The following is a 22089-nucleotide window of genomic DNA, read 5'->3' as shown; positions in this document are numbered from 1 at the left end:
GCGCGGCGTAGCCGCGCGTAGCGCCGCGCGCCGCGCGCTCGTAGCGTGCGAGGTTCCGCGCGTGGTGCGGGGCCCGCAGGGTCCCACCGCGCGCGGAACCTCGCACACTACGTCACCCGCCGCGGCGTCAGCGCCGGCGGATGACCGCCTCGACGAGGGCCGCGACGACCTCGCCCGGGTTCACCCCGGGCAGCGCCGCCGCATCGAACACGATCCCCACGTTCGCCCCGATGAGCACCCGGGAGAAGTCCTCGAGCGACATCCCCGCATCGATCTCCGGGTGCGCCCCGAACCACAGCTCCACGAGCTCGAACACGCCGTCCTGCAGCTCCCGCCGCTGCCGCACGAACTCGGGCAGGAACTCGGGGTGGCGCGTGGCGTACCCCCGGAACTCCGACAGCAGGGCGAACTGGCCGCTCTGGTCGTGCCGCCCGAACGCTGCCCGGACGACGTCGCCGATGTCCACCGCGGCGATGTCGGCGCGGACGAGTTCCCGCAGCGACCCGAGCACCAGGTTCGTCGCGCGCTGCATGACCTGCGCGACGAGGTCTTCCTTCGACGAGAAGTTCGAGTAGACGGCGCCCTTGCTGAACCCGGCGCGGGCGGCGACCTCGTCGAGCCGAGCCTCGTGCACGCCCTGCTCGGCGAAGACCTGGGCCCCGGCGGTGAGGAGTCGTTCCCGCACCTCGGCCCGCGGGGTCCGGGGCGTGGGCGAGCCGGTGACGGAGGGGCTGGGGTCGGAGGCGTCGTCGCTCATGGTTCCTGATTCGACGGGCCCGCCGTGATCCGTCGGGTCCGGCTTCGTCGGGCTGGCGTGGTGGTGGGTCACGACCATTGTGCTGGAGGCAGGGTGCGTCGGGAGACCTGCCGCGCCGCGCGTCTGATCCCGCGCGGCATCAGCGAAGCCCCCAACCACAGGTCCGTACGGAACCGGCGCGTTCGGGTCGCGTCGGTGCGCCAGCGGACCATGGATGCCGGGTCGATACCCGGCGGTACTGATTGTACGACCGAGCACCGACAGATGACAGCCCCTTCGCGGATTCAGCCGTCCGACGCGTCCGCGGGCCCCGACTCGTTCTCGTGGTGCACGCTCCCCGCGCCGGACCGTCGCCCCGGCCGTCGCAGCAACCGGATCGCGTCCGGTCGGAGCTTCCGGCCGCGCTGGAGCAGGGATCCGAGCGTGGACTTCGGCTGCCACTCACGACCGTTCGGCAGCCCCCAGCCGCGCCGGACCGCGCCCCACCGCAGCCCGAGGGAGAGCACGATCGCGGCGACGATGCCGATCGAGGGCGACCCGAGGTGCGATGCGACGACCATCACGGCGGACGCGGCGACGGCGACCGTGGCGTAGAGCGCGTTGCCGCCGAACACCGCCGGGACCCGGCGGAGCAGCAGGTCCCGCATCGCACCACCGCCGACCGCCGTGATCGTGCCCATGATGATCGCGGCCGGCCAGTCGAGCCCGGCGTCGAACGTCCGCTGCACCCCGACCACCGACCAGAAGCCGATGACCGCGGCGTCGAGCACGGTGAACAACCGGTCCCAGGTCAGCTCGGAGAACGACACGAAGAAGGCGATGAGCGCACCGGCGATCGCGACCGGCACGTACAGCGGGTCGACGAGCGCGACGGGCGGCCCGTTCTGCAACAGCGTGTCGCGGAGCATGCCGCCGCCGAGGCCGGACACGAACCCGACGACGAGGAACCCGAAGAGGTCGAAGTCCATCGTCCGCGCGAGCGATCCGCCGAGCAGCGCCGACGCGAACACCCCGGCCAGGTCGAGCACGTTCGTGACCGACGCCAGGCCATCGACGGACAGCAGGTTCATGAGAACCATCAAACATCACCGGCGGGAGGTGGCGGGTCGCGCGCTGGTTAGGTTAGCCTCACCTTTGCCATGCTCGCCACCCTCGTCATCGGCCTCCGTGAAGGCCTCGAAGCGACGCTCATCGTCGGCATCATCGCCGCGTTCCTCCGTCGCAACCGCGTCCCCCTCGCCCCCATGTGGTTCGGCGTCGGGGTCGCCGTGGTGCTCAGCATCGCCGTGGGCTTCGGCCTGCAGGTCGTCGAGCAGGCGCTCCCGCAGGCCCAGCAGGAGGGCATGGAGGCGGTCATCGGCATCGTCGCCGTCGTCTTCGTGACGGGCATGATCGTCTGGATGCGCACGCACGCGCGGACGCTCACGACCGAGCTCGAGGCGAGCGCGACCGAGGCCCTCGGCCGCGGCACCGCCTGGGCACTCGCCGGCATGGCCTTCCTCGCCGTCCTCAAGGAGGGCTTCGAGACCGCGGTCTTCCTGCTCGCCACGTTCCAGGCGTCGTCGGACACCGGGCTCGCGGCGCTCGGTGCGGTCATCGGCATCGCGGGCGCCGTGGTCGTCGGGTACGGCATCTACACCGGCGGCGTCCGGCTGAACCTGTCGAAGTTCTTCACCGGCACGGGGATCTTCCTCGTGTTCGTCGCCGGCGGCCTCGTGCTGACCGTGCTCCGCCGCGCGCACGAGGCCGGGTGGATCGTGATCGGGCAGCAGCGCACGGTCGACCTCAGCTGGCTCGCGCCGAACGGCTCCGTGCAGGGCGCCCTCGTCACCGGCGTCCTCGGCATCCCGCCGGACCCCCGGGTCATCGAGGTGCTCGGCTGGGTGCTCTACGTCGTCCCCGTCCTCGCGATCTCCCTCTGCCCGCGTGCCTGGCGCCCGTCGCGCGAACGGGTCCCCGCCGTGCGGCTCGGCATCGCCGGTGTGCTCGCCGTCGCCGCTGCGACCCTGGCGATCGCGGTCCCGACCGGAGGCGTCGACCTCCCGTCCACGACCGCCGTGACCGGCGGCGGCTCCGTCACCGCGTCCGTCGACGGGACGGCCGCGAGCATGCGCACCAGCGGCACGGGCCAGGAGGCGCGGTTCGCCTTCCCGGCGTCGACCCACCGGAGCGTCACCCGCGCGGGCGTGACCGCCGACCGCTGGCGGCGGACCGAGGACGGGTCGGCCGCGCAGAGGCCGTCGAGCCTGACGCTCGACGACCTCGTCGACCTGTTCGGCCGCGTCCCCGTCGGCATCTCACCGAGCACGAACCCCGGGCCGTTCTCGGCGCGCTGGGCCGTCCGCGACACCGTCAGCCTCTGGACCGTCCGGGGTGGGGTCCTGGACGCGAGCCGCGCGGAACGCACCGTGCTCACGCTGAGCGGTGGGGGCCTCCCGTCCGCTCGGACCACGACCCTGGACCGCACCGTCTGGTCCGTGCCGGACGCCCGCGTCCAGCAGGCCGCCACCGCGGTGGCGGCCGCGGACACCCGCTCCGCCGAGCTCATGCTCTGGAAGGCCTGGCTGCCGATCGCCCTGGGCGTCGCCGCCGCTGCCCAGGCGTTGCTCGCCCTCCGCGACCGCCGTCGGCGGCCGGAGCCCACGACCACCACCCCCGAAACCGACCCGTCACGCGGCCCACCCGCGGACGACCCCACGAGGAGCCCTGAGTATGCCGTTCGGTAGGACTGCCCGCCCCCTGACCACCCTCGGCGCCCTCGGCGTCGTCACCGCCCTCGCCCTGACCGGCTGCGCGAACTCGTCCACGTCGGCGGGTGACACCGCGAGCAGCTCCGGCAAGGTCTCCCGCGTCTCGGTCACGCTGACGAACGACGGCTCCGACAAGTGCGCCGTGTCGACCACGAAGGTCCCCGCCGGCCCGGTCACGTTCACCGTCAAGAACGAGTCGTCGACCGCGATCACCGAGGTCGAGCTGCTGCAGGACCAGCGCATCCTCGGCGAGAAGGAGAACCTCGCGCCCGGGCTCGCCGCCGTCACGTTCACCGCCACGCTCACCGGCGGCAATTACCAGGTGTACTGCCCCGGGGCCGACCAGGAACTCACCGACTTCACCGTCACCGGCAAGGTGACCTCGACGGCGAACAGCAGCGCCGCGACCCTCCTCGACGAGGGCACGAAGGGCTACGCCGAGTACGTCGACGGCCAGGTCACCGACATGGTCGCCGCGGTCGAGCAGCTGCAGAAGGACGTCGACGCGGGTGACCTCGCCGCCGCGAAGACCGACTACGCGAACGCCCGCCCGTTCTACGAGCACGTCGAGAGCGACGTCGACGGCTTCGTGAAGAAGGGCTTCAAGGCCACCGACAACGCCGGCAACCTCGACTACCTCATCGACATGCGCGCCTCGAACCTCGACCCGGCCGTCGGCTGGAGCGGGTTCCACGCGGTCGAGAAGGACCTGTTCGAGGCCGGGGCGATCACCGCCTCGACCAAGCAGACCGCCGCGGGCCTGACCGAGAACGTGCAGCTGCTCGCGAAGCTCGTGCCGACCCTCGACTACAAGCCCGAGGACCTCGCCAACGGTGCCGCCGGCCTGCTCGAGGAGGTCCAGTCGAACAAGATCACCGGCGAGGAGGAGGCGTACAGCCACATCGACCTCGTCGACCTCGCCGCGAACGTGGAGGGCGCCCGCCAGGCCTTCGCGTACCTCAAGCCGGGCCTGACGAAGCTCGATCCGACGCTGACGAAGCAGATCGCGACGCAGTTCGACCGCACGAACACGCTCATGGACGGCTACCGCAACGCCGACGACCTCGGCGGCTTCGACACGTGGGACGCCGCGACCAAGGCCTCGGACGCGAACACGATCTCGCAGCAGGTCCAGGCGCTGCAGGACCCGCTGTCCCGCCTCGCCGAGAAGGTCGCCACCGCGTGACGACCCCGCACGACGAGCCGGCCCGCGACGGGACGGGCCCCGCGCCCCTCTCCCGCCGCGGGCTCCTCGGCGCCGGCGTGACCGCCGGTGTCGCTGCGGCCGGAGCCGGCCTCGGCGCCGCCGCCGGGGTCGCCGGTGCCACGGCAGCGACCGGGGTGAACCCGTTCACCGCGGCGACGAACGGCGACGAGTCGATCGACCTCTCGCGGAGCCACCCGTTCTACGCGACCGCCGCCCGGCAGCCGCAGGGCGGGGTGCAGACCGCTCCGCAGCGCTACTGCGTGTTCATGACGTTCGACATGTCCTCGACGGTCCGGACCGACCTGCAGGTGCTCCTCGCCCGCTGGTCGGCGTCGATCGCGCAGCTGCAGGCCGGGAAGACCGTCGGCAGCGTCGAACCCGCCCACGGCGACGGCGTCGGTGCGGACACGGGGGAGGCGCTCGACCTCGGTCCCGCGTCCCTGACGGTCACCGTCGGGCTCGGGCCGGGGCTGTTCGACGAGCGCTTCGGTCTCGCGTCGAAGAAGCCGGCGCACCTCGCCGCGATCCCGACGCTGCCGAGCGACAACCTCGACCGTGCCCTCACCGGCGGCGACCTGTCGCTGCAAGCGTGCGCGGACGACCCGCAGGTGGCGTACCACGCGGTCCGCGACCTCGCCCGGATGGCCCGCGGCACCGCGACCGTGCGGTGGACGGTGCTCGGCTTCGGTCGCGCCTCGGCCGGGCCCGACCAGTCCACGCCCCGCAACCTCATGGGGTTCAAGGACGGCACCCGGAACATCACCACCGACGACGACTACGACCGCTTCGTCTGGGTCGACGAACCGGGGTCCGGGGCCGGCTGGATGCGCGGCGGCACGTACCAGGTCGTGCGGAAGATCCGGATGAACATCGAGATCTGGGACGCGGACGTCGTCAGCGACCAGCAGCGGGTGTTCGGCCGCACGAAGATCGAGGGCGCACCGCTCTCCGGCGGCTCGGAGCACACCACGCCCGACTTCCACGCGACGGCGTCGGACGGCACGACGAAGATCGACCCGACGTCGCACATCGCGCTCGCGGCCCACGAGGCGAACGGCGGCGTGAAGATCCTGCGGCGCCCGTACAACTACACCGACGGGCTCAACCAGTACGGTCAGCTCGACGCGGGGCTGCTCTTCGCGGCGTACATGAACGACCCGGAGCACTTCACGACGCTGCAGCGGAAGCTCGGTGCCTCCGACCGGCTCAACGAGTACGTCTCGCACATCGGGAGCGGCGTGTTCGCCGTCCCGCCGGCGCCGCGCAAGGGCTCGTACATCGGCGAGCAGCTCTTCCGCTGAGGAAGTGAGATGGGTGCCCTCCGTCGTTTCCCTGGAGACGGAGAGCACCCGCGTCGCGGAGTCCCCCGGGCGGAACCACCGTCCGGGATGAGAGGCGACCCAGCGCGACGCGTCGCGATGCGACAGGGCTGAGCGTACCCCGCCGATCGCCGGTACAGCAGGGAAGTACCGTGATGGGACAAGCGTCGCGGGCCACCCGCGGACGGGCGCCGACGCTGCGGACCGGCACCGCGCCTCCTGGACCCACGAGAACGGGCCGTCCCACCTGGGTGGGACGGCCCGTTTCTCCTGCCTGGAGGCGCGGCGTCAGTCCGTCAGGTCCGTCGCCTCGCGCTCGGCGCGCTTCCGACGCGCGAGCACCAGCGCCACGAGGCCCGCGAGGAGCAGGAGGCCGGCTGCGACGGCCGGGGCCGCGATGTCGGCACCGGTGTACGCGAGCGCTCCGCCGGCGTTCGCCGGGACCGTGCCGTCGACGACGCCGTCACCGTCGGTGTCGACACCGACCGCACCGTCGTCATCGCCGCCGGCGCCCGGGGTACCCGGCGTGCCGGGGTCGGTCGGGTCCGTGGGGTCAGCGGGGTCGGTCGGGTCCACGGCCGCGGCGACGGGGATCGTCACCGCGAGCGTGATCGTCTGTCCGTTCGGCAGCGTGACGACGAGGGGCTCGTCGGTCGTGGCGGCCGGGGGCACGGCTGCCGCGAGGGTCGTCGTGCCGGCTGTCCGGCCGAGTGCGGTCGCGGGGTCCGTGGTCGCGCCGGGGACGAGGAACGACAGCGTCGCCTGTCCCTGCTCGTCCGTCGTGTCGACGATCGTCGTGTCGATCGTCGCGCGGTCGAGTTCCTTCCCACCGGCGCTGACGGTGACCGTGCCGCCCTGGTCGGGTTCGTTGCTGAACGTCAGCGAGGAGAGCTCGATGGTGGCCCGGTCACCGGGCTGGAAGCCGCCGTCCGGGGTCGCCGTCGTGCGGATGCCGGTGGAGCGCTGGTCGTGGGCGACCGTCACCGTGGGGTCCGCGCGGAAGTACTCGACCTGCGCCTCGAGGTCGACCTTGCCGCTGTCCTGCTTCGCCGCCGCCTGCTTGAACGCGGCGAAGTTGTCGCCGCCGCCCGCGAGGAACGAGTTGACGGTGACCTTGTAGGTCGTGTCCGCGTCGATCGCCGTTCCGTCGAGGGTCATCGTGGTGATGCGCGAGCCGGCCGGAGCACCCGGGTCGTAGGTGTACCCGAAGCCGTCCGAGGCGCCGAGCTTGAGGAACGGCCGGCTCGACCCGGAGGGCTGCCACTGCTGTTCGAGCGCCTGCCGGATCTGCGCGCCGGTCAGGTCGAGGACGACGAGCGTGTTGGCGAAGGGCTGGACGACCGCGGCCTCCTTGTAGGTGACCGTGCCCGACGCGATGTCGGCCCGGAGCCCGCCGGGGTTCATGAACGCGATCTGCGAGCCCTGGCGGGTCGTCGCGGCGCGCTGCACCTCGGCGACGAAGTTCCCCAGCGTGGACTCGCCGCCGCGGTTCTCGGAACCGTTGCGCTGCTTCGCACGGCCCAGGTCGCGGTCGACCGTGCCGAGCTCGACCGCACCGAGGACCTCGGCCTCGGCCACCGCGTCGTCGACGGTGGCCTGCACGTCGGCGTCGGGCGTGAAGGTCCCGTCGACGAGCCGGATGTTCTCCGCGACGGTCGACGTGACGGTGCCGTCCGCCGCGACGGTGAGCTGCACGTGTCCGAGGTTGAAGCCGTACGAGCCGGTCTGGATCACCGGGCGGGTGGCCGGACCGTCGCCGACCTTCGCCTGGTGCACGTACGTCTGGTGGGTGTGCGCGGAGAGGATCGCCGAGACGCGGGGGTCCACGTCGCGGACGGCACGGGCGAAGTCGGAGTCGCCGTCGAGGTCCGTCGCAGCAGCGGACTCGGCACCGTCGTGCACGAGCAGGACGAGGACGTCGGCCTCGCCGTTGCCCTCGACGCCGTCGGTGAGGTCCGCTGCGACCTTGTTCACCTCGGTCGTGATGTCGCCCATCTCGAGGCCCTCGATGCCGGCCGGGCTCACGAGGCCCTGTCCGACGAGGTCGACCGTGGCACCGATGAACCCGACGCGCTTGCCGCTGATCTCCTCGATCGCGTACGGGTCGAACGCGGGCTCACCCGTCGCGGTGTCGAGGATGTTCGCCGAGACGTAGTCCCACTGCGCGTTCCGGTCGCCCTGGGGTCCGATGACGCGGTCGCGCAGGTCGTCCTGGCCCTTGTCGAGCTCGTGGTTCCCGATCGCACTGACGGCGAGGTCCATCTGGTTGAGGACGTCGATCGTCGGCTGGTCGTCCTGGATGAAGGACTCGAACGTCGATCCGCCGATGTTGTCGCCGGAGCTGACGAACGCTGACGTCGTCGGGTCCGGCCCGCGGAGCTGCTCGAGCGCACCCGCCAGGGTCGCGGCGCCGGCGGCGTCGCCGTCGCGCGGGGTCGGCTTGCCGTCGGTCTGCGAGATCGACTGTGCGATGCGGCCGTGGAAGTCGTTGACGTCGTAGAGGTCGATCGTGGTGTCCCCGTCGGCGGCGATCGCAGCGGACGGGACGGACAGGGCGACGAGCACGCCGGCGGTGGCGAGTGCTGCGCCGCCGACGAGGCGCCGTCGTCGGCGCGGGGAGGTGTGAGCGTTCATCGCCCAAGAACCTATGAAGTCGTACAGCCGACGCGCCAGGGTGTGCCGCAACACGTCACGTGTTGTTCACACACGCAACACGGGCACGCACGCCTCACTCGACGGCGATGAGGGGCCGCAGCGTGCGGTGGGCGATCCGGAGCCCTTCGAGGACCTTCTCGTCGGTCCCGCCCCACAGCGGGTCCTCGTGCTCGACGCTCAGGGTGCCGTCGAAGCCGGCCTCGTACAGCCGGTCGACCACGTGCGGCCAGTCCACGATCCCGCGACCCGGGACCCGGAAGCGCCACCAGCCCATGTCCCACGGGTCGTCGCCCTTGTCGACCTTGCCGAAGAACCCGTACTCGTCGCGCTTGCGCGGGAAGAGCTCGACGTCCTTCGCCTGCGCGTGCACGATGTGCTCGGCGAACGGCAGGATCGTCTCGAGCGGGTCGATGCCGATCCAGGTCAGGTGCGAGGGGTCCCAGTTCAAGCCGAAGCCGAGCCCGGTGACCCAGTCCCAGAGCTCGGGAGAGTAGGCGAGGTTGCCCGGATACCCGTCCGGGTGCCAGCCCTCCATCACGCAGTTCTCGATGATCAATCGCACGCCGCGTTCGCCGGCGTGGTCGACGAGCTCCGGCAGCACCTGGTCACCCAGGCGCATGTTCTCGCGCACCGACTTGCTGTTGTCGCGGCCGATGAACGTGCCGACGTACGGCACCCCGAGCACCTGGGCGGCGTCGATCGCGTGGAACAGGTGCTCCTTGATCTCGGCCCGGCGGTCGAGGTCCTGGTGCAGGTTGTTCTCGTAGTAGGCGAAGGCCGAGATCTCGAGCCCGGTGCGGTCCAGCAGCTCCCGCGTGGCCTGGGCGTCGTCGTCCGTGAAGGTGGCCACGGGCAGGTGCGCCGCCTCGAAGTCACGCCCGCCGGTGCCGGGCCAGACGCCGACCTCGAGGCGCTCGTACCCCTGCTGCTGGGCGAACGCGGCGATGCGGTCGAGCGACCACCCGGGCAGGCAGGCCGTCAGCATCCCGAGCTTCACCGGATCTCCCCCCACGTGCCGTCGGCTGCGCTGCCGACCACGGCGTCGATGATGTGGGCCGACCGGGCGCCGTCCGCGAACGTCGGCAGACCCTCGGGCCACCCGTCCGGGTCGGGGCCGCTCCGGACCGCTTCGTAGGTGTCGGCGACGAACGCGGCGAACGCGTCGAGGTAGCCCTGCGGGTGCCCCGACGGCACCACGGCCAGGCGCCGCTGGTCCGGCACGCCGAGCGACGGGTCGCGGACGACGATCTGCGCGCCGCGTTCGTTCCCGAACCACGCCGACTCGGGCTGCTCCTGGTCGAAGGCGGCGGACCCACGGGTGCCGTCGACCTCGAACCACAGCCGGTTCTTCCGCCCGGAGGCCACCTGGGAGATGACCACGTTGCCGATGCGACCGGTGCCGGTCCGGAAGGTCGCGACCGCGGTGTCCTCGGTGGTGACCTCGGCGCGCTGCGAGGCGTCGGCCACCGGGTCGGGGTCGGGGGAGCCGGAGAACGACGGGCCGGACGCCGCCGGACGCGTCGGGTAGACGATGTCGGTCGCGGCCGAGACCGAGGCGAAGCGCTCGCCCGTGACGAACTCGACCAGGTCGCACCAGTGCGAGCCGATGTCGGCGAACGCCCGCGAGAGGCCCCCAGAGCCCGCGTCGACCCGCCACGACGAGGCGTCCTCGTCGAGCATCCAGTCCTGCAGGTAGTGGCCGTGGACGGCGAGCACGCGCCCCAGGTCGCCGTCGGCGATGCGTCCGCGGATCTCCCGGATGATCGGGTGGTACCGGTACACGAACGGCACGGTGGCCACGACGCCGGCCAGCCGTGCGGCCTCGACCAGTTCGTCGGCCTCGGTGGCGTCGATGGCGAGCGGCTTCTCGCACACGACGTTGATCCCGGCGCGGATGACCGCGAGGGCCTGCGGGTGGTGCTGGTCGTTCGGCGTGCAGACGTGCACGACGTCGGGGGCGTCCGCGATCACCTCGTCGAGCGAGGCGTACCCGCGGGGGAGGTCGAGCTGGGCGGCGACCTGCTCGGAACGGGACGGACTCCGGCCGAGCACCCCGAGGACCTCGGCCCCGGCCGCGCGGGCGGCCCGCGCGTGCACGCCGGCGATCATGCCGGTCCCGACCACGGCGACGCGCAGGCGTCGCCCTCCGTACCCACTGCTCATGGTGCTCCCTCGCGCCGGACTGGACCCCACCGTACCGACGTCTCCCGGCCACACGCCGGAACGCATGAGTACGTTCTGGGGCATGTCGAGCCTCCAGACCTCCCTGCTCATCCTCGGTGCCAGCGGCGACCTGTCCAAGCGGCTCCTGCTGCCAGGGCTGGCCACCCTCCTCGAGGTGAAGGACGACTGGGACGTCCAGCTCGTCGGAGCCGGCGTGGAGGACATCTCGGACGCCGACTGGAAGGCGCAGGTCCGCGAGTCCTTCGAGAACGCGCAGGCGTCGAAGAACGAGGAGGACGAGGGGGCTGCCGACGGCGGTGAGCGCCTCAGCGAGCGGCTCCTCGGTGTCATCGACGCCTCGACCTACCGCAAGGCCGACGTCACCGACGCCGACGACCTCCGGACCCTGCTCGGCGACTGCCGGTACGACCCCGCGATCTACTTCGCCCTGCCGCCCGCCGTCACCGAGAAGAGCTGCGAGGTGCTCAAGGACCTGGACCTGCCGTCCGGGACGCGCCTGGCGCTCGAGAAGCCGTTCGGCACCGACGCCGAGAGTGCCGAGCACCTCAACGACGTGCTGCACTCGTTCCTCCCCGAGGAGCGCATCCACCGGGTCGACCACTTCCTCGGCCGGTCCACCGTGCTGAACCTGCTCGGCCTCCGCTTCGCGAACCGCATCATCGAGCCGCTGCTGTCGTCCGCGCACGTCGCCCGCGTCGACATCGTCTACGACGAGACGCTCGGACTCGAGGGGCGTGCGCGCTACTACGACAAGGCGGGCGCGCTCGTCGACATGATCCAGAGCCACCTGCTCCAGGTGATGGCCGTGGTCGCGATGGAGGCGCCGGCGTCGATCGACGCGGACGACCTGCGCACCCAGAAGGAGCTCGTGCTCCGTGCCGTCCGACCGTGGGGCGGCGACGTCCTCGCGGCGGGCAAGCGCGCCCGGTACACCGCGGGCACGATCGGCGACCGGTCGCTGCCGTCGTACGCCGACGAGGACGGCGTGGACCCGTCCCTCGGGACCGAGACGCTCGCGCAGCTCACCCTCGAGATCGCGAACTGGCGCTGGGCCGGGGTGCCCTTCACGCTGCGGTCCGGCAAGGCCCTCGCCGAGCAGCGCCGCGAGATCGTGATCACCTTCAAGGACTCGCCGCACGTGCCGGTCGGCCTGCACGGTGCGGAACTGCCCGACCGGCTCCGGATCTGGATCGCACCGGACGAGATGCAGCTCGAGCTCAACGTCAACGGCGCCGGCGACCCGTACACGATCGACCACACGAGCCTCGACGTGACGTTCAACCCCGGACGCCTCAGTGCCTACGGCGAGGTGCTCGCCGGGGTGCTCGAGGGCGACGCCACCCTGTCCGTCCGCGGGGACAGCGCCGTGCAGGGCTGGAAGGTCGTCGAGCCGTTCCTGCAGGCCTGGCGCAGCGGGAAGGCCCCGCTCGACGAGTACCCGGCAGGCTCCGAGGGACCCGGTTCCTGGGACAACATCGACTGCTGACGGACCGCGCGGCGTAGGTTCCGACGCGTGACCACGATCGACGACGTCCTGCAGACCGTTCCCGAACCCGCCGGAGCCGACGTGCGCGTCGATCCCGTCCGCTACGACCACGTGGGCACACCGCTGCTGGGCGTGCTGGCGAAGGACGCGGCGATCGCCGGTCGTCGCCCGGCCGTGCTCGTCGTCCACGACTGGCACGGCGTCAACGAGCACGTCGAGGCGCGCGTCACGATGCTCGCCCGCCTCGGGTACGTGGCCTTCGGCGCCGATGTCTACGGCGAGGGCGTCCGGCCGGGCGACGACACCGCCGCCCAGGTCGCCGGGTCGTTCTACCAGGACCTCCCGCTCATGCGGGCCCGCGTCCGCGCCGGCCTCGACCGCCTGCTCGAGGACCCGGACGTCGACCCCGCCCGGGTCGTCGTGATGGGCTACTGCTTCGGCGGATCCGCCGCGCTCGAACTCGCGCGCACCGGGGCCGACCTGGTCGGCGCGGTCTCGTTCCACGGCGGGCTGCTCACGCACGACCCCTCCGACGCGGCCGCGATCCGCGCGAAGCTGCTGGTGCTCACCGGCGCATCGGACCCGGTCGTCCCCGACGAGAGCGTCGTCGCGTGGGAGGACGAGATGCGGGCCGCGCCCGAGGTCGACTGGCAGCTCGTGAGCTACGCCGGTGCGATGCACGCCTTCGCAGTGCCCGGGACGGACGCACCGGACCACGGCGCCCAGTACCAGGAGCGCGCCGACCGTCGGTCCTGGCGGGCACTCGAGGTGTTCCTCGCCGAGGTCTTCGACGAGGAGCTCGCCGCGCTCTGAGGGCCGACACGCCGACGGCGGCCTCGCGGTGGCCTCGATTGGCGTTCGGGGCCGGAGCTGTTGTAGAGTCTTCCACGGCCGCAAGGCCACGCGCTCGTAGCTCAATGGATAGAGCATCTGACTACGGATCAGAAGGTTGGGGGTTCGAGTCCCTTCGAGCGCACTGCACCACCGAACCGATCGAAGGCCCCGTCGCACCGCGACGGGGCCTTCGTCGTTCCTGGCCTGGCCCGGGGCGGAGCCGCGTCAGCGCAGGCGCGCCGCCTGCTGCCGGTCCTTCTCGTGCTCCCGCACCACCGCGCTCACCGCGAGCCACAGGAGCAGCGACACGAACCACCAGAAGCTCACCACGGCAGCAGCGCCGGCGAGCGACGCCGCGAGCGGCACGAGCTCGACCGAGTCCGGTCCCTTGCCGAAGATGACGATCGCCGAGACCCAGAGCCCGATCGCCGCCAGCAGGGAGATGATCCACACGACCAAGAGACCGTCGCGCCACCCGTTGTTCACGGGACCACCGTACCGGAGCGTTCGCACAGGAACGCCGCGGATGCCGTCCACCGAGCAGCCCGATCAGGACAGGTTGATCGCCACGATCAGCGCGACGAACCCGAGCGTCACCGTCCCGACGATGAGCACCGTCCCGGCACCCCAGGTCGTCCGGAGCCGCCGCCCGGGCTTCGCGACCTCCCGCACCCGCACGACCGGGCCGTCATCCGCGGAGACAGCCGCCTCGGAGCGTTCGTCCCGCCACCGCGCCCAGCGCTCGACCCGGTCGTCGAGGGCGTCGACCGCCGCCGCGAGGGCCTCCCACCGCTCGGGCCGGTCCGTGATCAGGTCGCGGGCGCTGATCAGGTACATCCAGTCGTCCACGATCTCGACGTCGAGCCCCCGCACGTGGTCGACGAGCCGCGCCATCACGTCCGGCGTGAACAGGTACAGCGCGTCGCGTTCGTACCCGGCGGGGCAGTACAGACGGAAGTACCGGTCGAAGTCGCCCTCCAACGACAGCACCTGCGAGCCGCGAACGACCGACGAGGTGTGCAGCGGGCGTCGAGGGCCCTCCTCGGACCGCAGCAGGATGTTCGGCAACGCCACGGGCAGACGCATCGCGCAGTACCCGCCGAATGCCGGCGAGGTGTTCGTCATGGTCGACCGGACGAGCTCGTGGTTCGCGAACTCCAGGCCTCGGGGCCCGGGGGTCCGGAGCACCCGGTAGCAGTTCAGCGCGCCCCGTCGACGGAGCGGGGCGTCACGACGGGTCCCGGTCGGGCCCGGGCTGTAGGTCATGCCGTTGGCCGCCGCGAACCGGGCGAGGCGGTGGTGCACCCGCTTCCGCGGACGTCGGCGCCGCACCCGGATCCACGCCCAGGTGCAGAGGACCCCGGCCAGGCCGAGGAAGGCGCCGATCACGCTCTGCACGAGGACGGCGGTCGCCACGTCCTCGCCGCCCTCGGCGACGGTGGCGGTGATGACGAGGGTGAACGCGAGCAGGCCGATCGGCAGGCAGAGTGCTCCGGCGCCGAGGATGATCCGTCGGACGAGTCCGACCAGGTCGCGCGCCTCGGGGTGCTCGGCGACGAGGGCCTTCCAGGTCCGTCTCGCGTCGCGGCGTCGGACCGGCTCGGTGAGGGCGGTGGTGTCGATCGGTGTGCGCAGTGCCTGCACGGTTCCCCCCGGTTCGTGACCTCACGACCCTACCGGGTGGGCAGACGGACGGGAGGCGCGGTGCCAGCTGGCACCGCGCCTCCCGTCCGTCTGCATGAAGCGTCGACTACGCGACCTGCGCGCGCACCTCGGCCAGCGTCGGGTAGTCGGTGTAGCCCTCGGCGCCGTTGCCGTAGAACAGCTCCGGGCGCGGCTCGTTCAGCTCGGTGTCCTGCTCCCAGCGGTACGCGAGGTCCGGGTTCGCGATCGCCGCGCGACCGACGCCCACGGCGTCCGCGTGGCCCTGCGTGACGAGGGCGATGGCCTCGTCACGGGTGGTCAGCGCGCTGAAGCCGGAGTTGGCGATGAACGGGGCGCCCGCGGTCCGGCGGATGTGCTGCACGAGGTCGCCGGTCGGCTCGGCGTGCAGGATGTCGACGAAGGCGAGGCCCAGCGGCGCGAGGCCCTCGGCGACGGCGGTGTAGACCGCGTAGACGTCCGCCGGGTCGCTCTCGAGGACACCCTGGATGCCGTGCTCGGGGGAGAGGCGGATGCCGGTGCGGTCGGCGCCGATGGCCTCGGCGACGGCGGTGGTGACCTCGATCGCGAAGCGGGCGCGGTTCTCGGGCGACTCGCCGTACTCGTCGGTGCGCGTGTTCGACGCTGCCGACATGAACTCGTGCACGAGGTAGCCGTTCGCCCCGTGCACCTCGACGCCGTCGAGTCCGGCGGCGATCGCGTTGCGGGCGGCGCGGACGAAGCCCTGGACGGCCTCGCGCACCTCGTCGGTGGTCAGCGCGTGGGGGACGGGCATGTCCGCCTTCGAGCCGTCGGGGAGGTGTGTCTGCCCGGGAGCAGCGATCGCGGACGGGGCGACGATGCGCGGCGTGCCGGAGATGGCGGTGTGGGACACCCGGCCACCGTGCATCAGCTGCATCACGATGCGACCACCCTCGGCGTGCACGGCGTCGGCGACGCGGCGCCACCCGGCGATCTGCTCGTCGGTCTCGATGCCGGGCTGCCCGGGGTAGGAGCGGCCTTCCTGCACGGGCCAGGTGCCCTCGGTGACGATGAGCCCGAGGCCGGCGCGCTGGGCGTAGTGCTCGACGAGCAGGTCGTTCGGGATGCCGTGCTCACCGGCGCGCGTGCGGGTGAGGGGCGCCATCACGATGCGGTTCGACAGGGGGAGTGCGCCGAAGTCGGCGGGTTCGAAGAGCTTCACGCCCGGGTGGAACGACGTGTTGCCGGGCGCAATTCCCGCTCGGGGCGGATCGTCAGGCTCGGGGGCACACGAGCGTCGAGGAGCGCACCTGCCCCTCGGGGCGGATCACCTGGTGCTGGGAGAGGGGCTGGCCGCAGATCGGGCAGCCGCGGTCGATCGTGCGGTCGTCGATGCCCTCGGGGTGGCCGGCGCCGATCTGCGACGGGCCCATCTTGGCGATGAGCGTGCTGTTCCACCGTTCGTACCACTGTCCGAAGCGACCCACGGTCCGTCCTTTCGTTCGTACACGAACCATTGTGCCACGAACGGCTTCGCAGCACACGGCCGATCACACGGTGTCGACGCGTTCGAGCAGTTCGGTGAGCTCGTCCTTCAGTGCTTCGAGGCGTTCGAGCGGCCAGCCGAGGCGGTCGGCGACGGCGAGCGGGACCGCCCGGGCCTGTTCGCGCAGGGAGCGCCCGGCGACGGTGAGGGAGACCTCGAGCTGGCGTTCGTCCGTGGTGCTCCGGGTGCGGCGGACGTAGCCGGAGGCCTCGAGGCGCTTGAGCAGCGGGCTGAGGGTGGCCGAGTCGAGCCGGAGTTCGCGGGCGATCTCGCGGACGGAGCGCGGGTCCTGCTCCCAGAGGGCCAGCATGACCAGGTACTGCGGGTGCGTCAGGCCCATGGGTTCGAGCAGGTCGCGGTAGAGCCCGATGACGCTGCGGCTCGTCGCCGCGAGCGCGAAGCAGAGCTGTCGGTCGAGGGCGAGCGGGTCGACGTCGGTCTCGGTCATCCGCCCACCCTACCGTTCGTGTACGAACGAGCGGGCGGGGTCTGCGCGCGCGGTGTTCGGTCGAGTGGTTGCGGGCGCGGGGTTGCGACAACCCGCGAGTCGATCGACCGGCGGAGTGTCGGAACATGCGCACGCAGAGGATGCGCGGGCACAATGCGACAACCCGCGAGTCGATCGACTGGCGGAGTGTCGAATCCGCGGTGCGAGACGCACGCACTGGAGGCGCGGGCCGACCCGAGTGGGTCGACCCGCGCCTCCTGGGTGGTCGCGTCGTGCCTACGCGCGGTGCGCCGGCGGGTGCCCCGACTCGTGCGCGTTCGCGTCCGGCTCCACGGGGAGCGCGTGCGACCCGGTGTGGGTGCTCTCGTGCCCACCGGCCGGGTGCGACCGCTCGAGCTTGGCGCCCTCGACGTCGACGTCCGGCACGATCCGGTCGAGCCACTTCGGGAACCACCAAGCGCTCTCGCCGAGCAGGTGCATCGCGGCCGGGATGAGCAGCATCCGGACGACGAACGCGTCGACCAGCACACCGAACGCCAGGCCGAAGCCGATCGGCTTGATGGTGGAGGAGTCCGAGAAGATGAAGCCCGCGAACACCGAGATCATGATGATCGCGGCCGCCGTGACCACCGCGCGACCGGCGTGCAGGCCTCGCTGGACCGCGACCTTCGCCGAGGCTCCGTGGGCGTACGCCTCGCGCATGCCCGACACCAGGAAGAGCTGGTAGTCCATCGCGAGCCCGAACAGGATGCCGATCTCGATGATGGGCAGGAAGCTCAGGATCGGTGCGGGGTCGTGCACCCCGAACACGCTGCCGAGCCAGCCCCACTGGTAGATCGCGGTCAGGCCACCGAACGACGCCAGGACGGACAGGATGAAACCGGCCGTCGCGGTGATCGGCACAAGGAACGACCGGAACACGATGATGAGGATGATCAGCGACAAGCCGACGACCACCACGAGGTAGAGCGGCAGCACGTTCGAGAGCTTCTCGGACACGTCGATGTTGGCGGACGCGTTGCCGGCGACCCCGAGCGTGACCTTCCCGTCGTCGGTGGAGACGGTCTGCTCGCGGAGGTCCTTCACGAGGGTCTCGGTCGAGACGCTGTCCGGGCCACCGGCGGGCTTCACCTGGAACGCGATGATGTCGCGGTCCTTCGAGGCGCCGATCGGCAGGACGGCCTTGACGTCGTCGTTCTTCGCGATCGCTTCACCGATGGTGACCTCGGTCGCGGTGACGTCGTCCTCGCTGACCGAGTCCGGCAGGGTGGCGACCACGAGGAGCGGCCCGTTCTGGCCGGCACCGAACTCGTCGTCGAGGGCCTTGTACGCCTTGTACTGGCTGGACTCCACGGACTCCGACGCACCCGTCGGCAGGCCGAGGCGCATCTGCGTGGCGGGGAGGGCGATGGTGCCGAGCACCGCGACGCCGGCGACGAGCGTGATGACCGCGCGCCAGGTCGACATCGGCTTGTTCGGGACGCGCGTCGAGTCGGTGTTGCCGATCTTCGCGCGCTCCTTCTTCCGGAGGATCCGCATGCCGATGAGCGACAGCAGCGCCGGGGTGAAGGACGTCGCGATGAGGATCGCGAAGAACACCGCGACGGCGCCGACCGTGCCCATCAGGCCGAGGAACGGGATGCCCGTGATGTTCAGGGCGAGCAGCGCGACGATGACGGTCGCGCCCGCGAAGACCACGGCGTTGCCGGAGGTGCCGTTCGCGAGCCCGATGGACTCGTGCACGCCCATGCCCTGCTTCAGCTGGGTCCGGTGTCGGTTGAGGATGAAGAGCGAGTAGTCGATGCCGACCGCCAGGCCCAGCATCACCCCCAGCACCGGCGTGACCGAGATGAACTCGACGAGGCTCGAGAACGACAGGGCCGCGAGGGACGCCACGCCGACGCCGAGCACGGCGGAGACGAGCGGGACGGCGGCGCCGATGATCGTGCGGAGCATGAGGAACAGCACGATCGCGGCGATGATCACGCCGCCGATCTCACCGGGGCCGAGGATCGACGGGACGCCCTGGGCGATGTCGTTCGAGACGTACACGTCGACGCCGCTGATGTCGGCCGCCTCGGCGTCGTCCGCGATCTGGGTCTTCGTGTCGGCCGGGACCTCGTAGGTCGACTTCGTGAACTGCACGGTGCCGATGACGGCGCTGCCGTTCGACGACACGAAGCGGATGTCCTTCGACAGGTCGAGGAGCTTCGAGCCCTGCTCGAGCTCCTGTTCGCTGTCGTCGAGCTTCTTCGTGTTGTCGTCGATCTTCTGCTGTGCGGCCTCGAGCTGCTGCTCGCCCGAGGTGATCTGCTGCTGCTGCGCGTCGATCTGTGCCTGTGCCTGGGCGAGCTGAGCCTGGGCGGCCGCCGCCGCGGCACCTCCCGCTGCCTCGGCCTGGGCCTTCTGCGCGTTCAACTGGGCCTGCGCGCTGGCGATCTGCTCCTTGCCGGATGCCACCTGCGACTTCTGCGCGTCGAGCTCCTTCTGACCGCTCTCGATCTGCGCACGGCCGTCGGTGATCTGCTCGCGGCCGTCGACGATCTTCTGCCGCTGGTCGTCGAGCTGCTGCTGGGTGTCGAACCCGCTCGTGGCGCCCTTGACGCCGTCGAGCTTCTCGACCTTCTGCAGGAAGTCGGCGACGTCGGACTTCTGGGCGTCGCTGAAGGCCTTGCCGTTCGTCGTCTCGAAGACGATCGTGCCGGTGCCGCCGTTCGCGGACGGGAACTTGTCGGCGAGCTCGTCCTGCACCTGGCTCGTCTTGGTGTTCGGGATCGTGATCGACGACGAGATGGTGCCGGCGAAGAGCGAGTACGTGACACCCGCGATGCCCATGATCACCACCCACGCGATGATCACGAGCCAGTGGCGTCGTGCGGAGAACCGTCCGAGACGGTAGAGGAGACCGGCCATGCGGTTGCCCCGATCCTTTCGTTGTCAGCTGCTGTGGAGCGGGGTGCGCCGGTGGACCCCTGGGAGGGAAGTGTCAGTCGTCGGCCATGTAGCCGCTGCGGACGCTGTGCACGAGTCGTGCGAGCAGGGCGTCCCAGTCGTCGAGCGCGTCCTGGTCGAGGCGGGGTCCGGTCGTCGTGAGCCAGTGCTCGGCGATCACGACGATCCCGCTCATCAGGGACTCGACGAGGAGTGCGGCGTCGAGGGCGTCGGCGGCCGGGTGGCGTCGGGCGACCTCGTCGCGGAGGCGTTCGGTGACCCGTGCGAAGGCGGTCTGGGTGAGCACCGCGGCCTTGGGGTCGTCCTTGCCGGGGTCGCCGAGGATCCGGTACATCCCGGCGATCGCGGGCGCCAGGTCGGCACCGCGGGCGGCGGACTCGAGCTCGTCGAACATCGACGACCGGCTACCGTCGCCGACCGGGGTCTTCGCCATGTCGGCGAGGAAGCGGTCGATGATGACCGAGAGCTCCTGCTCGCAGACGGCCAGCAGGACCTCGTCGAGGGACCCGAAGTGGTTGAACACGGTCCGGCGGGCGATGTCGGCCCGTGAGGCGAGGTCCTCGACGCTGAACCCGCGGCCCCCGCGCTCCTCGACGAGGTCGCGGGCAGCCTGCAGGATCGCCGCACGGTGCTTCGCCTTGAGGGCAGCACGGCGGTCGATCGACAGGGTCACGGCCACGACACTAGGTGCATCGATGCACTCGGTGCAACGACGTGGAGAGCATCTTCAGGTACGTACCCCGTCCGGAACCGTGGTTCTGAACAGATGTGCACGTGGTTGACTGGGCGAGCACGTCCGCCGTACGAAGGAGTACCCGATGCCCGTCCGTCTGTCCCCGCAGCACCTCGACGAGATCGCCGCGAGCGGTGTCGCCGTCCCGACCTACGACCGCGACGGGATCACCGCCGGCATCGTGCACTTCGGCGTCGGCGGCTTCCACCGGGCGCACCAGGCGATGGTGATCGACCGGCTGCTCCAGCAGGGCGATGCACGCGAGTACGGCATCTGCGGCGTCGGCGTGCTCGAGCAGGACCGTCGGATGGCCACGGCGATGGCCGAGCAGGGCGGGCTGTACACGCTCGTCCTCAAGCACCCCGACGGCACCCGCGAGTCCCGCGTGATCGGCAGCATCGTCGACTACCTGCTCGCCGTCGACGACCCCGACGCCGTCGTCGAGAAGATGGCGCACCCGGACACCCGGATCGTCAGCCTGACCATCACCGAGGGTGGCTACAACTTCGACCACGTCACCGGCGAGTTCGTCGCCGACGAGCCGGGCGTCGCGGCCGACCTGCGCGGCGACGGCCCGCCGCACACCGTGTTCGGACTCGTCGTCGAGGCCCTGCGGCGCCGGCGGGACCGTGGGCTGGAGCCCTTCACCGTGATGTCCTGCGACAACATCCAGGGGAACGGGCACGTCGCCCGCGAGATGTTCACCGCCTACGCCCGGCTGCAGGACCCGGCGTTCGCCGACTGGATGGACGAGCGCGTCTCGTTCCCGAACTCGATGGTCGACCGGATCACCCCGGTCACCGCCGACGAGGACCGCGCCTGGGTCCGTGACGAGCTCGGCATCGAGGACGCCTGGCCCGTCGTCGCCGAACCGTTCTTCCAGTGGGTGCTCGAGGACGACCACCCCGCCGGGCGCCCACCGTACGAGCAGGCCGACGTCCAGATCGTCGACGACGTCGAACCGTACGAGCTCATGAAGTTGCGGCTGTTGAACGCGAGCCACCAGGGCCTGTGCTACTTCGGGTACCTGTCCGGGTACCGCTACGCGCACGAGGCCACGCAGGACCCGGCGATCGCGACCTTCCTGCGCCGGTACATGGACGAGGAGGGCACGCCGACCCTGCACCCGGTGCCCGGCATCGACCTCGAGGACTACAAGTCCACCCTCATCGAGCGCTTCCAGAACCCCGAGGTCCGCGACACCCTCGCCCGGCTCTGCGCCGAGTCGAGCGACCGCATCCCGAAGTGGCTGCTGCCGGTGGTGCGCGAGAACCTCGCCGCCGACCGACCCGTCACCCTGTCCGCGGGCATCGTGGCCTCGTGGGCACGCTACGACGAGGGCACCGACGAGTCCGGCGAGCCGATCCAGATCGTCGACCGGCTGGCCGAGCCGTTGCACCGCATCGCGCTCACGCAGCGGGACGACCGGCTCGCCTTCATCCGGAACCGCCAGGTCTTCGGTGACCTGGTGGACGACGACCGGTTCGTCACGGCCTACCGCGACGCCCTCGACGGGCTGATCGCGGACGGTGCCCACGCGACGGTGACGCGCCTGTCGCGTTCCTGAGACGCGACCGGATACGGTCCAGGAGGCG

General features: G+C 71.3%; 18 protein-coding genes and 1 tRNA gene. 7 read left to right on the top strand and 12 right to left on the bottom strand.

Translation table 11 applies throughout. From position 1 onward, the window contains the following. Window positions 1-127 precede the first annotated feature (127 nt). Both HWD93_RS08000 and HWD93_RS07995 read right to left on the bottom strand, forming a co-directional pair. Window positions 128-757: a TetR/AcrR family transcriptional regulator gene (locus tag HWD93_RS08000; RefSeq protein ID WP_070418152.1), complete on the bottom strand. Its 630-nt coding sequence runs from the start codon at window positions 755-757 to the stop codon at window positions 128-130. A 284-nt stretch (window positions 758-1041) separates the two neighbouring features. Further along, window positions 1042-1827, bottom strand: coding sequence for a trimeric intracellular cation channel family protein (locus HWD93_RS07995; protein ID WP_070418153.1), 786 nt, complete (start codon window positions 1825-1827; stop codon window positions 1042-1044). A gap of 69 nt (window positions 1828-1896) precedes the next feature. Here HWD93_RS07995 and efeU point away from each other — a divergent pair, with 69 nt between their 5' ends. The 3 genes from efeU to efeB are packed head-to-tail and all read left to right on the top strand — an operon-like array spanning window position 1897 to window position 6015. Beyond that, entirely contained in the window at window positions 1897-3483 is a 1587-nt protein-coding gene (gene efeU / locus HWD93_RS07990; protein WP_261646519.1) for an iron uptake transporter permease EfeU, read from the top strand. Then, on the top strand, window positions 3470-4693 hold the full coding sequence (gene efeO / locus HWD93_RS07985) for an iron uptake system protein EfeO (RefSeq protein ID WP_261646518.1): 1224 nt from the start codon (window positions 3470-3472) through the stop codon (window positions 4691-4693). The genes efeU and efeO overlap by 14 nt, the downstream gene beginning before the upstream one ends. Next, window positions 4690-6015, top strand: coding sequence for an iron uptake transporter deferrochelatase/peroxidase subunit (gene efeB / locus HWD93_RS07980; RefSeq protein WP_261646517.1), 1326 nt, complete (start codon window positions 4690-4692; stop codon window positions 6013-6015). The genes efeO and efeB overlap by 4 nt, the downstream gene beginning before the upstream one ends. 306 nt (window positions 6016-6321) lie before the next feature. On the opposite strand, the gene HWD93_RS07975 is transcribed toward efeB, so the two are convergent. From HWD93_RS07975 to HWD93_RS07965, 3 genes are all read right to left on the bottom strand, one after another. Continuing rightward, window positions 6322-8667, bottom strand: coding sequence for a bifunctional UDP-sugar hydrolase/5'-nucleotidase (locus HWD93_RS07975; RefSeq protein ID WP_261646516.1), 2346 nt, complete (start codon window positions 8665-8667; stop codon window positions 6322-6324). Between the two features lie 94 nt (window positions 8668-8761). Continuing rightward, a complete protein-coding gene (locus HWD93_RS07970) occupies window positions 8762-9685 on the bottom strand; it encodes a sugar phosphate isomerase/epimerase (RefSeq protein WP_229086055.1) in 924 nt (307 codons plus the stop codon). Further along, on the bottom strand, window positions 9682-10851 hold the full coding sequence (locus HWD93_RS07965; RefSeq protein ID WP_071302785.1) for a Gfo/Idh/MocA family protein: 1170 nt from the start codon (window positions 10849-10851) through the stop codon (window positions 9682-9684). Before HWD93_RS07965 ends, HWD93_RS07970 begins: the two co-directional genes overlap by 4 nt. 82 nt (window positions 10852-10933) lie before the next feature. Between HWD93_RS07965 and HWD93_RS07960 the strand changes: the two genes are divergently transcribed. From HWD93_RS07960 to HWD93_RS07950, 3 genes are all read left to right on the top strand, one after another. Continuing rightward, entirely contained in the window at window positions 10934-12358 is a 1425-nt protein-coding gene (locus tag HWD93_RS07960; RefSeq protein WP_261646515.1) for a glucose-6-phosphate dehydrogenase, read from the top strand. A gap of 27 nt (window positions 12359-12385) precedes the next feature. Continuing rightward, a complete protein-coding gene (locus HWD93_RS07955; protein WP_261646514.1) occupies window positions 12386-13171 on the top strand; it encodes a dienelactone hydrolase family protein in 786 nt (261 codons plus the stop codon). A gap of 90 nt (window positions 13172-13261) precedes the next feature. Beyond that, a tRNA-Arg gene (locus tag HWD93_RS07950) sits at window positions 13262-13334 on the top strand. A gap of 83 nt (window positions 13335-13417) precedes the next feature. On the opposite strand, the gene HWD93_RS07945 is transcribed toward HWD93_RS07950, so the two are convergent. The 7 genes from HWD93_RS07945 to HWD93_RS07915 form a co-directional block, all read right to left on the bottom strand. Beyond that, window positions 13418-13678 (bottom strand): hypothetical protein, encoded by a 261-nt coding sequence (locus tag HWD93_RS07945; RefSeq protein WP_092386063.1) that lies wholly within the window; start codon window positions 13676-13678, stop codon window positions 13418-13420. A gap of 63 nt (window positions 13679-13741) precedes the next feature. Beyond that, window positions 13742-14836, bottom strand: coding sequence for a DUF3137 domain-containing protein (locus HWD93_RS07940; protein ID WP_261646513.1), 1095 nt, complete (start codon window positions 14834-14836; stop codon window positions 13742-13744). A 106-nt stretch (window positions 14837-14942) separates the two neighbouring features. Continuing rightward, window positions 14943-16037 (bottom strand): alkene reductase, encoded by a 1095-nt coding sequence (locus tag HWD93_RS07935; RefSeq protein ID WP_261646512.1) that lies wholly within the window; start codon window positions 16035-16037, stop codon window positions 14943-14945. A 52-nt stretch (window positions 16038-16089) separates the two neighbouring features. Continuing rightward, complete coding sequence (locus HWD93_RS07930; RefSeq protein ID WP_175473687.1) at window positions 16090-16302, bottom strand: hypothetical protein; 213 nt, start codon at window positions 16300-16302, stop codon at window positions 16090-16092. A gap of 63 nt (window positions 16303-16365) precedes the next feature. Next, the gene (locus HWD93_RS07925; protein WP_070418166.1) at window positions 16366-16809 is read right to left on the bottom strand and encodes a MarR family winged helix-turn-helix transcriptional regulator; all 444 of its coding nucleotides are present in this window, start codon (window positions 16807-16809) and stop codon (window positions 16366-16368) included. Between the two features lie 276 nt (window positions 16810-17085). Further along, entirely contained in the window at window positions 17086-19722 is a 2637-nt protein-coding gene (locus HWD93_RS07920) for an MMPL family transporter (RefSeq protein WP_261646511.1), read from the bottom strand. A 73-nt stretch (window positions 19723-19795) separates the two neighbouring features. Continuing rightward, the gene (locus HWD93_RS07915; protein WP_139219791.1) at window positions 19796-20434 is read right to left on the bottom strand and encodes a TetR/AcrR family transcriptional regulator; all 639 of its coding nucleotides are present in this window, start codon (window positions 20432-20434) and stop codon (window positions 19796-19798) included. Window positions 20435-20579: 145 nt separating this feature from the next. On the opposite strand from HWD93_RS07915, the gene HWD93_RS07910 reads away from it, so the two are divergent. Continuing rightward, entirely contained in the window at window positions 20580-22061 is a 1482-nt protein-coding gene (locus HWD93_RS07910) for a mannitol dehydrogenase family protein (RefSeq protein ID WP_261646510.1), read from the top strand. The last annotated feature ends 28 nt before the right edge of the window (window positions 22062-22089 follow it).

The sequence above is a fragment of the Curtobacterium sp. C2H10 genome, from assembly GCF_025407985.1.
Classification (GTDB): Bacteria; Actinomycetota; Actinomycetes; order Actinomycetales; family Microbacteriaceae; genus Curtobacterium.
The sequence above is the reverse complement of the archived record's forward strand: the minus strand, read 5'-3'. Positions and strand labels throughout refer to the sequence as shown.

Excerpts from the sequence above, each read along its gene's own strand:
- HWD93_RS07910 (WP_261646510.1), top strand. The coding sequence starts at position 20,580 with ATGCCCGTCCGTCTGTCCCCGCAGCACCTCGACGAGATCGCCGCGAGC.
- efeU (WP_261646519.1), top strand. The coding sequence starts at position 1,897 with ATGCTCGCCACCCTCGTCATCGGCCTCCGTGAAGGCCTCGAAGCGACG.
- HWD93_RS07920 (WP_261646511.1), bottom strand. The coding sequence starts at position 19,722 with ATGGCCGGTCTCCTCTACCGTCTCGGACGGTTCTCCGCACGACGCCAC.
- HWD93_RS07925 (WP_070418166.1), bottom strand. The coding sequence starts at position 16,809 with ATGACCGAGACCGACGTCGACCCGCTCGCCCTCGACCGACAGCTCTGC.
- HWD93_RS07960 (WP_261646515.1), top strand. The coding sequence starts at position 10,934 with ATGTCGAGCCTCCAGACCTCCCTGCTCATCCTCGGTGCCAGCGGCGAC.
- HWD93_RS07995 (WP_070418153.1), bottom strand. The coding sequence starts at position 1,827 with ATGAACCTGCTGTCCGTCGATGGCCTGGCGTCGGTCACGAACGTGCTC.
- efeO (WP_261646518.1), top strand. The coding sequence starts at position 3,470 with ATGCCGTTCGGTAGGACTGCCCGCCCCCTGACCACCCTCGGCGCCCTC.
- HWD93_RS08000 (WP_070418152.1), bottom strand. The coding sequence starts at position 757 with ATGAGCGACGACGCCTCCGACCCCAGCCCCTCCGTCACCGGCTCGCCC.
- HWD93_RS07965 (WP_071302785.1), bottom strand. The coding sequence starts at position 10,851 with ATGAGCAGTGGGTACGGAGGGCGACGCCTGCGCGTCGCCGTGGTCGGG.
- HWD93_RS07975 (WP_261646516.1), bottom strand. The coding sequence starts at position 8,667 with ATGAACGCTCACACCTCCCCGCGCCGACGACGGCGCCTCGTCGGCGGC.